The sequence below is a fragment of the Paracoccus aestuariivivens genome, from assembly GCF_009711225.1.
GTDB classification, from domain to species: Bacteria; Pseudomonadota; Alphaproteobacteria; order Rhodobacterales; family Rhodobacteraceae; genus Paracoccus; species Paracoccus aestuariivivens.
On record NZ_WMIE01000002.1, the window covers coordinates 87,207 to 100,876 of the forward strand.

Sequence of the window (13,670 nt, forward strand, 5' to 3'; positions counted from 1 at the left end):
AACATTGATCGGAATTGTCATCGTGGCGCATGGCGGGCTTGCCAGGGAATATCTCTCGGCAGTCGAGCACGTGGTGGGGCCACAAGCGGGAATCCGGGCTGTAGCCATCGAAGAGAATCACAATCGCGGCGAAAAGCAGGCTGAAATCTGCGCCGCCGCTGATTCTGTCGATACTGGCGATGGCGTGGTCGTGGTCACGGATCTGTTCGGCGGCTCGCCATCGAACCTGTCCTTGATGGCCTGTCACGCCCGCAACCGCTCGATTCTATACGGGGCCAATCTGCCGATGCTGGTAAAATTGGCCAAGTCTCGAAAACTGACCGTGGCTGACGCAGTCACGCTTGCCAAGGATGCAGGCCGCAAATACATCAACAGCTATGATGTATTGCCAGCCGATATCATTCCGGTCCCGAACCGCGCTGTCTCATGAATGATATGAGCAACGGGTCCGTTACCCGCGAACTCAAGATCATTAACGAAAAGGGCCTGCATGCGCGGGCCAGCGCCAAATTCGTCGAGACGGTCGAGAAATTCGATGCCAAGGCCACCGTCGAAAAGGACGGGATGAGCGTCTCGGGCGATTCCATCATGGGCCTGCTGATGTTGACCGCGCCGCGGGGCAGCACGATCCGCGTAACGACGCGGGGCGGGCAGGCATTGGAACTTGCCGATGCATTGGCCAACCTTGTTGGGGATTTCTTCGGCGAAGGCATGTAAGGGCCGGATCATGGCCCGCGATTCCTATCATCACGGCAATTTGCGACAGGCCTTGGTCGAGGCGACCGTCAGTCTGATCGAGGAAAAAGGCCCGCAAAGCTTTACCCTTGCCGAGGCCGCGCGCGCGGTTGGTGTCAGCGCCGCCGCCCCTTATCGCCATTTCACCGGTCGCGATGAACTGCTCGAGGAAATAGCGCGGCAGGGTTTCGAAGAATTCGCCGACCGTCTGGAGGCCGCCTTGGCGCAGGGTCGCACGCCCTTGTCGGCGTTTCTGGGCATGGGGCAAGCCTATCTGGCATTCGCTGCCGAGCGTCGTGGTTACTATATCGCGATGTTTGAATCGGGCATCTCGATCGCGGGCAACTCGGGTCTGACACAGGCCGCCGACCGCGCCCGAGGCATCCTTGTCCGCGCCGCCGAATCCCTGTTCCAGCGCATCCCCGAGGAACACCGCCCCCCCGCAGGCATGACCGCCGACCATATCTGGGCGCTCAGCCATGGCGTGGTCGAGTTGTTCAGCCGCGGCAAGCCTGGCGGGCGGTCGCCCATTTCCCCCGCCGATATGCTGGAAAGCGGCACGCTGATCTATCTGCGCGGGCTGGGCGTCATTACCGACTGATTTTTAAAGTGGGACTATTGAAGCTCGGTTCAGGCGCCTTATTTATGTAAATGTGATTAACATTCACATTGAAAGGGACCGTAAATGAACAGCTACATCGCCCCGCGGCCGTCCTTGATGGACCGGATCGGCTCGGCCTTGGCCGGGATCCGGGACTGGTTGGACGAACGCGGCAAGGGGGCATGGATCATTGCCATGATCCTTGGTTTCGTCGCCTGCTGGCCCGTGGGCCTTGCAGTTCTTGGTTACATGATCTGGAGCAAACGCATGTTTTCGTGCCGTCACCGCCATGACCGCCATTCCGGTTTCTCGCCCCGCAGTTTCTCGGCCCCGACCGGAAACGCCGCCTTCGATGCCTATCGCGAAGAAACGCTGAAACGGCTTGAGGATGAACACCGCGAGTTTCTGGACTTTCTGCAGAAGCTGCGCGAGGCCAAGGACAAGGCCGAGTTCGATCAGTTCATGCAAGGCCGCAGCGAACCTCGCGAACTGCAATCGTGATACGAAAAGGGCCGGGATAACCCGGCCCTTTTGTTTTAGTAAGAATATTCGCCGTAGATCTTGCTCAGGTCGCTGTTCCATTCACCGCGATATTTCGCAAGCAATTCATCGGCAGGGGCTTTGCCGCTATCGACGCTTTCTTTCAGCGCGTTGAGGAAATGCGTCTCATCGGGAACCAGACCACCCGCGCCGGTACGACCGCGTGCTTTCAGGCCGAATTCCGCGATCTCCAACACGTCGCGGGCGATGTCATGCAGCCGCAGCCCGTCGAACTCGCCTTGCAGCCCGTCACGCGCCGCAGCGACGCGCAGACCGTTGCGTTGCTCGGCTGACCAACCACGGCACAGGTCCCATGCCGCATCAAGCGCGCTTTGGTCATAGATCAGCCCGACCCATAGCGCGGGCAAAGCGCAAAGCCTGCGCCACGGGCCGCCATCCGCGCCGCGCATCTCGATGAATTTCTTGACGCGGGCCTCGGGGAAGACGGTGGTCAGGTGGTCGGCCCAGTCCGAAAGCGTCGGGATCTCGCCCGGCAGTGCGGGCAACTGGCCCTTCATGAAGTCGCGGAAGCTTTGGCCCAAGGCGTTGATGTATTTGCCGTCGCGATAGACGAAATACATCGGCACATCGAGAACGTAATCGACCCAAGCCTCATAGCCCATGCCCGATTCAAAAGTGAAGGGCAGCAGGCCGGTGCGGGCGTCATCAAGGTTCTGCCAGATATGGGCGCGCCAGCTTTTCATCCCGTTCACCTTGCCGTCGAGGAAAGGAGAATTGGCGAAAAGCGCAGTGGCGACGGGCTGCAGCGCCAGCGCGACGCGCAGTTTCTGGACCATGTCGGCTTCCGAGCCGAAGTCGAGGTTCACCTGCACGGTGCAGGTGCGATACATCATCTGCGTGCCAAGCTCACCGACGCGGCCCATGTAATCGGTCATCAGCCGGTAGCGGCCCTTGGGCATCATCGGCATCTGGTCTTGGCTCCAGATCGGGGCCGCGCCCAGACCGATGAAGCCCGCGCCCAGATCGTCGGCCACGGCTTTCACCTCGGCCAAATGGCCGTTCACCTCGTCGCAGGTCTGGTGGATCGTCTCGACCGGCGCGCCGGACAGTTCCAGCTGCCCGCCCGGCTCAAGGCTGACATTCGCGCCGTTCTTCTCAAGCCCGATGATGTGTTCGCCTTCCAGCACCGGTTTCCAGCCGAAGCGGTCGCGGATGCCTTCCAGCATGTTCTTGACCGTGGGCGTCCCCGCCGGCCCGTCATAAGGCAGGGGCGCGAGGTCGGAATGGCGATAACCGAATTTTTCATGTTCGGTCCCGATACGCCAGTTTTCCTCGGGTTTCTCACCCGAGGCGATGTATTCAGCAAGTTGTTCGGGACGTTCGATCGGGCCGCCGCCCTGTTGAGGAATGGACATCGGTGGCCTTTCAATTGCCTTGAGTGTCACAGGTGGCAAGTGCCACGCGTCAAGTCAAGCGTGCGCGCTCGGACCTCGTCCAAAGGGTCTGGATTGCAGGACCGTCGGCAGCAAGTGCAGCCGCCACCCGACCCATGTCGAGGCCGGGCAACGAAGCAAAGGCGCTGGCCAGAAGCTCGGCACCTTTTGCGTCAACCGGAATCAGAATTGCCTGACCATCAACGCTTTTCAACCGCCAGTGCACCCGTCCGTTCAAGCGCAGAAGCCGGATCTCGTACAGGTCGCGCAGCGACAATTCGCCGCCCAGAACGCGGTCGGGGGACAGGTAGCGGATCGCGCCCTCGTCAAGTTCGACGATGCCGGGTGCGGTCGCTAGGCTGCGAAAACGCATCCGGCGACGCGCATCAAGTGCCCAGACCGCCGCGATGATCGCAATCAGGCTGCCGAGCGGCTGGAACACCCAGCCGCCCAGAGACAGGACCCATAAACCGAAAACGACCAGCGCAAGGGCCAAGTGGGTCTCGGCCCAAGGACGCAGGCGTTCGGCAAGCTCGGGTCTGATCAATCACAGCTCCCTGATCATGTCGCGATGCGGGATACCGCCATCCTGATACTCGGGGCCGTAAGCGGCGAAGCCCAGCTTTTCGTAAAAGCCGATGGCATGGGTCTGCGCGCCCAGCTTGGCGTGGGTAATGGCGGGAAAGGTGCGCAGTTCGTCCATCGCCGCGCGGATCAGGGCCGCGCCCAGTCCCGTGCCGCGCGCCGATTTGCGCACTGCCACGCGACCGATCTTGCCGGTTGCGCCGTCAAACAGGATGCGGGCCGTACCAACTGCCTGTCCCGAGTCGTCGCGGGCCAGAAGGTGGATCGCCTCGCCATCGCGATTGTCCCATTCCTCGGCTTCGGGAACGGATTGCTCGATCACGAAGACTTCGCGCCGGATCTCGCGGCAGGTGTCGATGTCGTCGGTCTTTTCGATCATGCGAAGTAACGCTCCAGAATGCGGCGGTAGATGCGGGACAATTGCCTGACCTGCTCGGCGGGGACACGCTCGTCCACCTGATGCATGAAATGCCCGACCAGTCCGAATTCAAGGACCGGACAATGGTCTTTTACGAAACGCGCATCCGAAGTCCCGCCCGAGGTCGAAAGCACCGGATCGAGGCCGGTTTCATCGCGAACAATGTCGCGGACCATTTCGACAAACGGGCCGGGACGGGTCAGGAAGCTTTCGCCCGAGACATCGGTCGTGATGTCGAATTCGACGCCGGTTTCCGCAGCGATGCCTGCCGCCTTGTCACGGATCATCCGGTCCAGCGTGTGCGAGGTATGGGCGTCGTTGAAGCGGATATTGACCGTGGCCCGGGCCTTTTCCGGGATCACATTCGAGGCCGGGTTGCCGCAATCGACGGTGGTGATTTGCAGGCCCGAGGGGTCGAAATGCTCGGTCCCGTGGTCCAGCGGCTCGGCGGTCAATTCGTTCAGCAGCCGCACCAGCGCATGCAGCGGGTTCTTGGCGCGATGCGGATAGGCGGCATGGCCCTGTTTGCCCTTGGCCGCGATCTGTAAGGTCATCGAGCCGCGACGGCCGATCTTGATCATCTCGCCCATGCGGTCGGGGTTCGACGGCTCGCCGACGATGCAGACATCCATCTGCTCGCCTTGCGCACCCATCCAATCCAGCAGCGCCTTGGTGCCGTCCTTACCGGGACCTTCCTCGTCGCCCGTGATGGTCAGGATGATCGCGCCGTCCGCGGGGCATTCGTTGGCAAAGCCGATCGCCGCAGAGGCGAAAGCCGCGACGCCGGATTTCATGTCCGTCGCGCCGCGGCCCCAGATCCAGCCGTCTTCCTCATGGCCGGAGAAGGGGGGATGGGTCCAGCTTGCCACGTCTCCGGGCGGGACCACATCGGTATGGCCGTTGAAGCCGAAGGTGCGCTTGGCCCCTTTGGTACCCCAGCGGGCGAACAGGTTCGGAACGCCGTTGCGGTCCACGCGGTGGCATTCGAAACCGGTATTGGTCAGCATCTGTTCCAGCAGTTGCAGCGCGCCTCCCTCCTCGGGGGTGACCGACGGGCAGCGAATCAAGCGGGCCGTCAGGTCGGCGGCATCCGTGATTGAGGTCATCATGATCTCCTGTATTCGGGCGACCCGTTACACCGGTCCGCCGAACAGTTCCAGCGCCCGCCGTACAAGGTTGAAGCCCGTTGCGACCAGAAGCACCAGCGTCCAGCGCCGGAATTGCGCCACATCCAGCCGGTCATGCGCCAGATAGCCCAAGCCCATGCCGACCAGCGCCGGAATGACCATGATGGCCGATAGGGGCAAGGTTTGCGCGTTCAGCACGCCCGAGAACAGGTGCGAGACGGTCAGGATTGCCGCGCCGATGAAAAAGACGACTCCCTGCACCCGCATCTGTTCGTCCTTGGGGGCGCGGATCGACAGCAGGTAGACGATTAGCGGCGGACCCCAGATGCCCGAGATCCCGCCGTAAAGCCCGCCGATGATGCCGGTGACAATCTCGACGCGGCGGCGGTGGTGGATCGGTATCGCTAGGCTTTTGCCCGCCAGCTGCCACAAGGCGAAAAACGTGATCGGCAGGCCCAGCAGGGCATACATCACCCATTGCGGCACGCGGGTGGCAAAGGCGGCGCTAATCGGGATGAACAGCACGACCATGCCGATATGCCAGCGATAGGCCCAAGTGGCTTGCCAAGCCGGACCAAGCCCCTGTCGCAGCATCTGGCGGATATTGGTGACCAGAACCGGCAGGATCACTGCCGCCAGCGCTTGTTGGGCGGTCAGGAACGAGCCAAGCGCCGACATCATGATCATGGGCATGGCGAAACCGATCGCACCCTTCACGAAGCCCGAGAACAGCGTGATGGCGATCGAGATCCAGAATAGGGTGGGGTCGATTCCGAACATGGCGCAACCCATACCCACGCGCCGTCCGGATGCAATGGCATCACGACCAAGATCGGTGAAAGCCCGTCGGGCCATTGCGCGTAGGCCACTGTCCCGTCGCGAAAATTTGGGGCGTGCTGGACAGTTTCATGTGTTCAGGCATTATAGGCGTAATTGAACAGATCGGAGCTGCCATGAGCCGCATCATCACCTTAGCCGCTGCCGCGGCCTGCCTAACCGCGCTTGCCGCTTGCGAACCGACTGCCGGCGGGGGCGGCGGCACTAACGTTCCGACCGGAAAATATGTTCTGGTCGGGATCGGCTCGGATACGGTCCCGCAACGCAATGTCGGTCTGACCATCGAATCCGACGGCTCGATCTCGGGTCAGGCGCCGTGCAATCACTATGCCGCGCCGCAGACGACGATGCCTCCGGGCTTCAAGATCGGCTCGATCACGACCAGCGGCGCCTCTTGCAGCGGGAATGCCGGACGGCTTGAGGCCAGCTATTTTGACGCGCTCCGTCAGGCGAACGGCATCTCCTATGACGGCGGTGTTCTGCAGATCACCGGTCCGGTCTATCTGACCTTCGAGCCGGGCTACCGGAAGGAATAAATCATGCTTATGCGCGGTATCGCTTTCGCTGTCACCTTGGGCTGCGCAGGCGTTGCCGCGCAGGCAGAGACCCGCCCTGTCACCGGCGATTACCAGTTGATCGAGGTCGAGGGCAAAACGATTCTGAATTCGCCGACCGCCCGTCTTGAGGCGGACGGCTCGATTTCGGGGCAGGGGCCCTGCAACACCTATCGTGGCGCGAATCACGCTGAACTTCCCGGGTTGCTGTACAAGGCCATGATATCGACTCGCCGCGCCTGTCTGGTCGAAGGCGGAGAGGCCGATTTCCTTGCCGCTTTAGCTGCGGTCCGACATGCCAAATTCGTCGGAGAGGATCTGGTAATGACCGGCCCCGAGGTCACGATCCGCTGGCGTCCTGTCCACTAAGTCGTGCCACCAGCCGCGCGCGGGCGGCGGGAAGCGGCTTTCCGGCATGGGTTTCGGCTAGTCTGGTTTCCAGAAAATAGCCGGTCAGGCGCAGGGCATCGGCCAGACCGCCATTGCCTTGCCCACCCATCATCGCGGGTAGCGGCAGAAGCTTCGGAGCCCACTCGCCGGCCGCAGCGGCGCTGACCGCGCGCCCCGAGCGCGGGCTGACATAGGCCAGCCCCTCGCGCGAGCCGGTGACGGCGCAGCTTGCCAGATCCAGCCCGAAGCCCAACTCGTCTAGCAGTCGCATTTCCCAGTGCAGATATGCTTCGGCCCATAGCCTGCCTTCGTCCATCAGATCCAGCAGCCGCTCGGTCGCGTCGGTCAATGCCGTATGGGGATCACGTTCGGGCAGGGCATAGACCAGCAGCGCCGTCACCGCATTGACCCCCGCCAAAGCGACCCCGTTGGCCATCAGCCCCGATCTAGCGCGGGCGGGTTCGACCGCGAATCCCCCGAGTTGATCGTCGGTTCGCGCCCGCCAACGCAGGCTGACGCGGTTGCCGGGTTGCAGCATCGCGGCACGCTTGGCGCTGGCCCCGCCCGGTACCAAGCCCGACAGAATCCCCAGATCGCGCGTCAGCACGGTCAGGATCACGGCATTCTCGCCGTGTTTGCGCTGCGTCATCACGCTGGCTTCGCCCTGCCATTCCATCGTCATGCCTTCCCTTCGGCCTCACCCTGCCGCAAATTAGCTCATTGGAACAAGGAGACTGTCATGTTGAAACCCTGGATCGAGGCGCAGCCAAGGCTGGTCGAAGTCGCTGCCGGACGCGCTTATGCGGATCTGGTCATCCGGGGCGGGGTCTGGGTCAATGTCCATACCCGCGAGTTGATCGAGGGCATGGATATCGCCGTGGCCGATGGCCGCGTGGCCTATGTCGGGCCAGATGCCGGTACTTCGGTCGGCCCCGAGACTCAGGTGATTGAGGCCAAAGGCCGCTACATGATGCCCGGCCTGATCGACGCGCATATGCATGTCGAATCGGGGATGCTGACGCCTGCCGGTTTCGCCGCCGCCGTGATCCCGCATGGCACGACGACGATGTTCCACGACCCACATGAGATCGCGAACGTTCTGGGCCTTGAGGGCGTGCGGCTGATGCGGGACGAATCGCTGATCCAGCCGGTCAGCATGTTCACCCAGATGCCCAGCTGCGCGCCGTCCGCGCCCGGACTGGAAACCACCGGGGCCCCGATCACCGAGGGCGAGGTGGCCCAAGCCATGGGCTGGGAGGGCATCATCGGTCTGGGCGAGATGATGAACTTCCCCGGCGTCGCGGCGGGCGATCCGCAGATGCTGGGCGAGATCGCGGCGACCCGCGCGGCGGGCAAGACCGTCGGCGGCCATTATGCCAGCCCCGATCTGGGCCGCCCTTTCCACGCCTATGTCGCGGGCGGCGCGGCGGATGACCACGAGACCACCAGCGAGGCGCAGGGCATTGCCCGCGTGCGTCAGGGCATGGGCTGCATGATGCGGCTTGGCTCGGCTTGGTATGACGTCGAAACCCAGATCACCGCGATCACCGAAAAGGGCCTTGATCCGCGCTTTTTCATCCTGTGCACCGATGATTGCCATTCCGGCACGCTGGTGAATGACGGCCATATGAACCGCGTCGTGCGCCATGCCATCGCATGCGGCTGCGACCCGCTGATCGCGATCCAGATGGCTACGATCAACAGCGCCAGCCATTTTGGGCAGGAACGCGAGCTTGGCTCGATCACCCCCGGTCGGCGGGCGGATGTGATCCTGACCTCGGACCTGCGGTCGCTGCCGATCGAAATGGTAATCGCGCAGGGCCAGTTGGTCGCCGAGGACGGCAAATTGCTGGTCGCCTGCCCGCGTATCGACTGGCCTGAACGCGCGCGGAAATCTATCCGCTTGGGCAAGGAACTGGCGGGCGCGGATTTCGAGGTCCGCGCGAGCGGCGATCAGGCCCGCGTCCGTGTCATCGGCGTGGTTGAGAATCAGGCTCCGACCAAGGCTCTGGAGGCCGATCTGCCGATCCGCGACGGCGTGGTCGAGGGGCAGGGCGACACCTGCCAGATCGCGCTGGTCGAGCGTCATCAGGGCACGGGTGGGGTCGTCAACGGCTTCGTCTCGGGTTTTGGTTATCAGGGCCGGGTGGCGGTGGCCTCGACGGTCGCGCATGACAGCCATCACATGATCGTCGTGGGCACGGATCGTGAGACCATGGCGGCGGCGGCGAACCATCTGGGGCAGTTGGGCGGTGGCGTCACCGTCTTCCGCGACGGCGCGGAACTGGCAAGCGTCGCTTTGCCCATCGGTGGCCTGATGTCCGACCGTCCCGCCGAAGAAGTGGCCGAGGCCGCGCAAGCCATCGTGCAGGCCATGCAGGATTGCGGCTGCAGCCTGAACAACGCCTATATGCAGCATTCGCTGCTGGCGCTGGTGGTGATCCCGGAACTGCGCATCTCGGATCTGGGCATTGTCGATGTGCGCAGCTTTGAACTGGTTGATCTGATCGTCAGCTAAGGCGTGAGGCGTCGCCGTCGCGGGCGACGCTTAGGAATTGCGCCCGGTCCCGAAGTGTGTCGAACAGTTCGGGGCCGGTGCCGGTCAGAAAGCATTGCGCGGAAAGCGCGCAGATTTCGTCATGCAGCGCGGCGCGGCGGTCGGCATCCAGATGCGCCGCGACCTCATCCAGCAGCAGGACCGGGGATTCGTCCGAAAGCGCGCGGGCATTGGCGAGGATCAGCGACAAGAGCAAGGCCTTTTGCTCGCCGGTGGAGCTAAGAGCGGCGGGCATGTCCTGCGGTCCCCAATACGCCCCCAGATCGGCGCGATGCGGGCCGGTCAGGGTGCGGCCCGCTGCCATGTCGCGGCTGCGGCCTTCGGCCAGCCGCTGGGCGATGCTGTCGGGGTCCGGGTCATCCGCCGCGCCTTCGCCCGGCAGAAGCGTCAGGGTGGCGGCGGGAAAGGCGGTTTCGGCCCCGTCTTGCGCGGCCGTGATCCGGGCAATCGCGTCAAGCCGGTTGCGGGTGATCGCAGCCCCCATGTCGGCCATCTGCAATTCCAGCGCGCGATACCAGCCAGCGTCGCGGACCCCGTCCTTCAGCAGCCGGTTGCGCTCGCGCATGGCCTTGTCATAGCCCAAGGCATCCTCGGCATGGCCGGGGGTGAAGCTTAGCGTCACGCGGTCAAGAAAACGGCGGCGTTGTTCCGGCGCGTCGCTCCAGAGCCGGTCCATCGCGGGGGTGAGCCAGATCACCCGCATCAGGCTGCCAAGCGCCATCTGAGTCGAGGGTTTGTCGTCCAGCGCCACCTCACGCGGCTGGCCGGGCAAGGCGCGGGTCAGGATGTGACGCTCGCCCACGGTCGCACGGATCTGCCAGCCGACATCCGGCCCCTTGCGGGCCTGATCGGCAGGAGCGGCCCCCCGCATCCCGCGACCGGGCGAGAGCATGGAAATGGCTTCAAGGATATTCGTCTTGCCAGCACCATTAGGCCCGTGGATTGCCACGGGCCGCTGGTCGGTATCGATCTCAAGACGGGCCCAGCTACGAAACTGGGTCAGATGCAGGCGTGTGAGCGTCACACGCGCATCGGCATGACGACATAGACGGCGGTGGTGTCGCCACCCTCGCGGATCAGCGCCGCATCGCCCGAGCCGTTGAACAGGAAGACGGCATTCTCGCGGTCGATCTGGCCCGCGATCTCATGCAGGTACTTGGCGTTGAAGCCGATTTCCAGCGGCTCGTCGGCATAGGCCACGGGCAGTTCTTCCTCGGCGGCACCGGCGTCGGGGGCGTTGACCGACAGGACCAGACGGTCCTCATCCAGCGACAGCTTCACGGCGCGCGAACGCTCGCTGCTGACGGTGGCGACGCGGTCGACGGCCTTGGCAAAATCGCCGGCATCCACTTCCAGCTTGCGGGTGTTGCCCGAGGGGATGACGCGGCTGTAATCCGGGAACGTCCCGTCAATGACCTTCGAGGTCAACGTGATGGTGGGCGTCGCGAAACGGACCTTGGTTTCGCTAACAGAAACCGCGATTTCGGTCGAATCGTCGTCCAGCAGTTTGCGCAACTCGGCCACGGTCTTGCGCGGTACGATCACGCCGGGCATTTCGTTCGCGCCCGCGGGCAGAGAGGCGTCGATGCGGGCCAGACGGTGACCATCTGTCGCAACGCAACGCAGGCAAGGGCCGTCGTCAGATTGCGCGACATGCATATAGACACCGTTCAGATAGTAACGGGTCTCCTCGTTCGAGATGGCGAATTTCGATTTGTCGAACAGGCGACGCAGCACCGAAGCGGGGGCCGAGAAATTCGCCGAATATTCCGAGGTGGACATGACCGGAAAATCTTCGCGCGGCAGCGTTGCAAGGCTGAAGCTCGAGCGACCGGCATGGACCGAAAGGCGGCCCGAACTGCCGTCCAGATCAAGTTGTACCAGCGCGCCATCCGGCAGTTTCCGGGCGATGTCATTGAGCATGCTGGCAGAAACGGTGGTCGAGCCGGGGCGTTCGACCTGCGCGTTGGCCAGATAAACGATTTCGGTGTCCAGATCGGTTGCTCGGAAGCTGACGCCATCGGGCGTCGTCTCGATCAGGACGTTAGCCAAAATCGGGATCGTGTTGCGCCGCTCGACAACGGACTGGGCCTGAGAAACCGCCTTCACCAGATCGGCACGTTCGATAGCAAATTTCATGGTCGGTCCTTATATGTCGTTCGCGGCGGGAGGCCGACTATAAGGCCCAACCCGGTGCCGGGCAATCTCGCAGATTTGCCCGGTTGGTCAAGCAGATCGAGGGCCTTAAGCCTCGAGAAGACGACGAAGAAGATCGATGTCTTCGGCGAGGCTGCGATCGGCCGTGCGCAGTTCCTCGATCTTGCGCACGCCATGCATGATCGTGGTGTGATCGCGGCCGCCAAAGCGACGCCCGATTTCGGGCAGCGAGCGCGAGGTCATCTGTTTGGACAGGTACATCGCGATCTGGCGCGGGCGGGCGACGGTGCGCACGCGCTTGGGGCCGATCATGTCCGACAGGCGGATATTGTAATGCTCGGCGACTTTGCGCTGGATCTCCTCGATCGACACCTTGCGGTCATTGGCGCGCAGGATGTCGGCAAGGCATTCCTGCGTCATATCCAACGTGATCTCGCGGCCCATCAGGCTGGCGAAGGCGAACAGACGCTGCAACGCCCCTTCCAAAACGCGGACGTTCGAGGTGATGCGATGCGCGAGGAATTCCAGCACGCCCGGCGCAAGTTGCAGGCCCGGATATTGCACGCGGAAACTGTCGGTCTTGGATTGCAGGATGCCCAGACGCAGTTCGTAATCGGTCGGATGCAGATCGACGACCAGACCGCATTGCAGGCGCGACTTGATCCGGTCTTCCATGTCCTTGATCTCACCCGGCGCGCGGTCGGCCGAGATGATGATCTGCTTGCCCTGATCGACCAAGGTATTGAACGTGTGGAAGAATTCCTCCTGCGTTGAATCCTTGCCGGCGATGAACTGGACGTCATCGACCATCAGCACCGAGACCGTGCGGAACAGTTCCTTGAAGTCCATCACCGTGCGGTCACGCAGCGCCTGGACAAAGCGATACATGAACTGCTCGGCCGACAGATACAGGACTTTAGCCTCTGGCTGGCGGATCTGGATTTCGCGCGCGATGGCGTGCATCAGGTGGGTCTTGCCCAGCCCGACGCCGCCATAGAGGAACAGCGGGTTGAAGGTGACGGGGCCACCTTCGGCGACGCGGCGGGCGGCGGCATGGGCCAACTCGTTCGGCTTGCCGACGATGAAGTTGTCGAAGGTGAAGCGGTGGTCCAGCGGCGCGGTCAATTCCTCATCGACGGCAGCGCGCGGGGCAGGGCGCTTGGGCTCGGAGTTCGCGGCAGCAACCTGACGGCTGGTCTGGCTGCGCGTTTCGAAGCTGACCCGATGCACCGGCCCGTTCAGACGGTCCAGCACCTTCAGGATATCGTCGCTGTAATGGCGCGAGACCCAGTCCGAAAGAAATCGCGTCGGGCAGGCAATGGTTGCCGTGCCCTCATCCACGCCGGTCAGGCGAAGGGGCTCGATCCAGGTCGCAAAACTGTCGGTTCCGACGATTTTCTGAAGTTCTTCACGCGCCTGCCCCCAAATATTGTCCATCTCGCCCAAGTCCGTTTCGTTGCCCATGTCCGCACGGTTCGCCCGGCGGTTAGTTGATTCGGCATCGGCGCCCGGACGGACAGAAGACAAAACGACAGAACCGCACGCCGCAAATGCGACGTGAAAGCCGGTTCGCGGCTTTGTCTCCAAACATGAAATGCGGCCAGCAGCGACCGCTTCACGTATCAATGGCCGCTGATCGTCCCCCGATCATGCGTCCTGCCCGTCGTCCGGCGGCAGAGCCGGTCCTCCGGGCGTGTCCCCCAGGTGCGAAGTGAATCGCTGGACCGAAGCTAGCAAGAAGGATGCTCCGCCGACAACCGATCTTCGCGCTTGAC

At 63.0% G+C, this 13,670-nt stretch carries 16 protein-coding genes; 7 read left to right on the forward strand and 9 right to left on the reverse strand.

The window, feature by feature from the left end:
* Positions 1–4 precede the first annotated feature (4 nt).
* The 4 genes from GL286_RS05880 (at position 5) to GL286_RS05895 (ending at position 1,837) form a co-directional block, all read left to right on the forward strand.
* Positions 5–430 (forward strand): PTS sugar transporter subunit IIA, encoded by a 426-nt coding sequence (locus GL286_RS05880; RefSeq protein ID WP_155094635.1) that lies wholly within the window; start codon positions 5–7, stop codon positions 428–430.
* Complete coding sequence (locus tag GL286_RS05885; protein WP_155094636.1) at positions 427–717, forward strand: HPr family phosphocarrier protein; 291 nt, start codon at positions 427–429, stop codon at positions 715–717. Before GL286_RS05880 ends, GL286_RS05885 begins: the two co-directional genes overlap by 4 nt.
* A 10-nt stretch (positions 718–727) precedes the next feature.
* Positions 728–1,336, forward strand: a complete 609-nt coding sequence (locus GL286_RS05890; protein WP_155094637.1) for a TetR/AcrR family transcriptional regulator — start codon at positions 728–730, stop codon at positions 1,334–1,336.
* An 84-nt stretch (positions 1,337–1,420) separates the two neighbouring features.
* Entirely contained in the window at positions 1,421–1,837 is a 417-nt protein-coding gene (locus GL286_RS05895) for a DUF2852 domain-containing protein (RefSeq protein WP_155094638.1), read from the forward strand.
* 35 nt (positions 1,838–1,872) lie between these two features.
* Here the strand turns inward: GL286_RS05895 and GL286_RS05900 are convergent, their stop codons facing one another.
* Genes GL286_RS05900 through GL286_RS05920 form a run of 5 tightly spaced genes read right to left on the reverse strand, consistent with a single transcriptional unit; the run spans position 1,873 to position 6,180 of the window.
* Positions 1,873–3,252, reverse strand: a complete 1,380-nt coding sequence (locus GL286_RS05900; RefSeq protein ID WP_155094639.1) for a glutamate--cysteine ligase — start codon at positions 3,250–3,252, stop codon at positions 1,873–1,875.
* A gap of 49 nt (positions 3,253–3,301) precedes the next feature.
* Positions 3,302–3,817, reverse strand: a complete 516-nt coding sequence (locus tag GL286_RS05905; protein WP_155094640.1) for a hypothetical protein — start codon at positions 3,815–3,817, stop codon at positions 3,302–3,304.
* A complete protein-coding gene (locus tag GL286_RS05910) occupies positions 3,818–4,234 on the reverse strand; it encodes a GNAT family N-acetyltransferase (protein ID WP_155094641.1) in 417 nt (138 codons plus the stop codon).
* Positions 4,231–5,379: a succinyl-diaminopimelate desuccinylase gene (gene dapE / locus GL286_RS05915; protein ID WP_155094642.1), complete on the reverse strand. Its 1,149-nt coding sequence runs from the start codon at positions 5,377–5,379 to the stop codon at positions 4,231–4,233. Before dapE ends, GL286_RS05910 begins: the two co-directional genes overlap by 4 nt.
* Before the next feature lie 27 nt (positions 5,380–5,406).
* Positions 5,407–6,180, reverse strand: a complete 774-nt coding sequence (locus GL286_RS05920) for a sulfite exporter TauE/SafE family protein (RefSeq protein ID WP_155094643.1) — start codon at positions 6,178–6,180, stop codon at positions 5,407–5,409.
* A 173-nt stretch (positions 6,181–6,353) separates the two neighbouring features.
* Between GL286_RS05920 and GL286_RS05925 the strand changes: the two genes are divergently transcribed.
* Complete coding sequence (locus tag GL286_RS05925; protein WP_155094644.1) at positions 6,354–6,773, forward strand: META domain-containing protein; 420 nt, start codon at positions 6,354–6,356, stop codon at positions 6,771–6,773.
* A 3-nt stretch (positions 6,774–6,776) separates the two neighbouring features.
* Positions 6,777–7,160, forward strand: coding sequence for an META domain-containing protein (locus GL286_RS05930; RefSeq protein WP_246184853.1), 384 nt, complete (start codon positions 6,777–6,779; stop codon positions 7,158–7,160).
* Here the strand turns inward: GL286_RS05930 and recO are convergent.
* Positions 7,132–7,857, reverse strand: coding sequence for a DNA repair protein RecO (recO, locus tag GL286_RS05935; RefSeq protein WP_155094903.1), 726 nt, complete (start codon positions 7,855–7,857; stop codon positions 7,132–7,134). The two genes, GL286_RS05930 and recO, sit on opposite strands and share 29 nt — an antisense overlap.
* Before the next feature lie 63 nt (positions 7,858–7,920).
* Between recO and ade the strand changes: the two genes are divergently transcribed.
* Positions 7,921–9,699 (forward strand): adenine deaminase, encoded by a 1,779-nt coding sequence (gene ade / locus GL286_RS05940; RefSeq protein ID WP_155094645.1) that lies wholly within the window; start codon positions 7,921–7,923, stop codon positions 9,697–9,699.
* Here ade and recF read toward each other — a convergent pair.
* The 3 genes from recF to dnaA all read right to left on the reverse strand — a co-directional run bounded on the left by recF (position 9,692) and on the right by dnaA (position 13,359).
* Positions 9,692–10,762 carry a DNA replication/repair protein RecF gene (recF, locus tag GL286_RS05945; protein WP_170295068.1) on the reverse strand — a complete coding sequence of 357 codons (1,071 nt, stop codon included), beginning with the start codon at positions 10,760–10,762 and terminating at the stop codon, positions 9,692–9,694. The genes ade and recF overlap by 8 nt on opposite strands.
* The gene (dnaN, locus tag GL286_RS05950) at positions 10,759–11,877 is read right to left on the reverse strand and encodes a DNA polymerase III subunit beta (RefSeq protein ID WP_155094646.1); all 1,119 of its coding nucleotides are present in this window, start codon (positions 11,875–11,877) and stop codon (positions 10,759–10,761) included. Before dnaN ends, recF begins: the two co-directional genes overlap by 4 nt.
* 105 nt (positions 11,878–11,982) lie before the next feature.
* Positions 11,983–13,359, reverse strand: coding sequence for a chromosomal replication initiator protein DnaA (gene dnaA / locus GL286_RS05955; RefSeq protein ID WP_155094647.1), 1,377 nt, complete (start codon positions 13,357–13,359; stop codon positions 11,983–11,985).
* Positions 13,360–13,670: the final 311 nt, after the last annotated feature.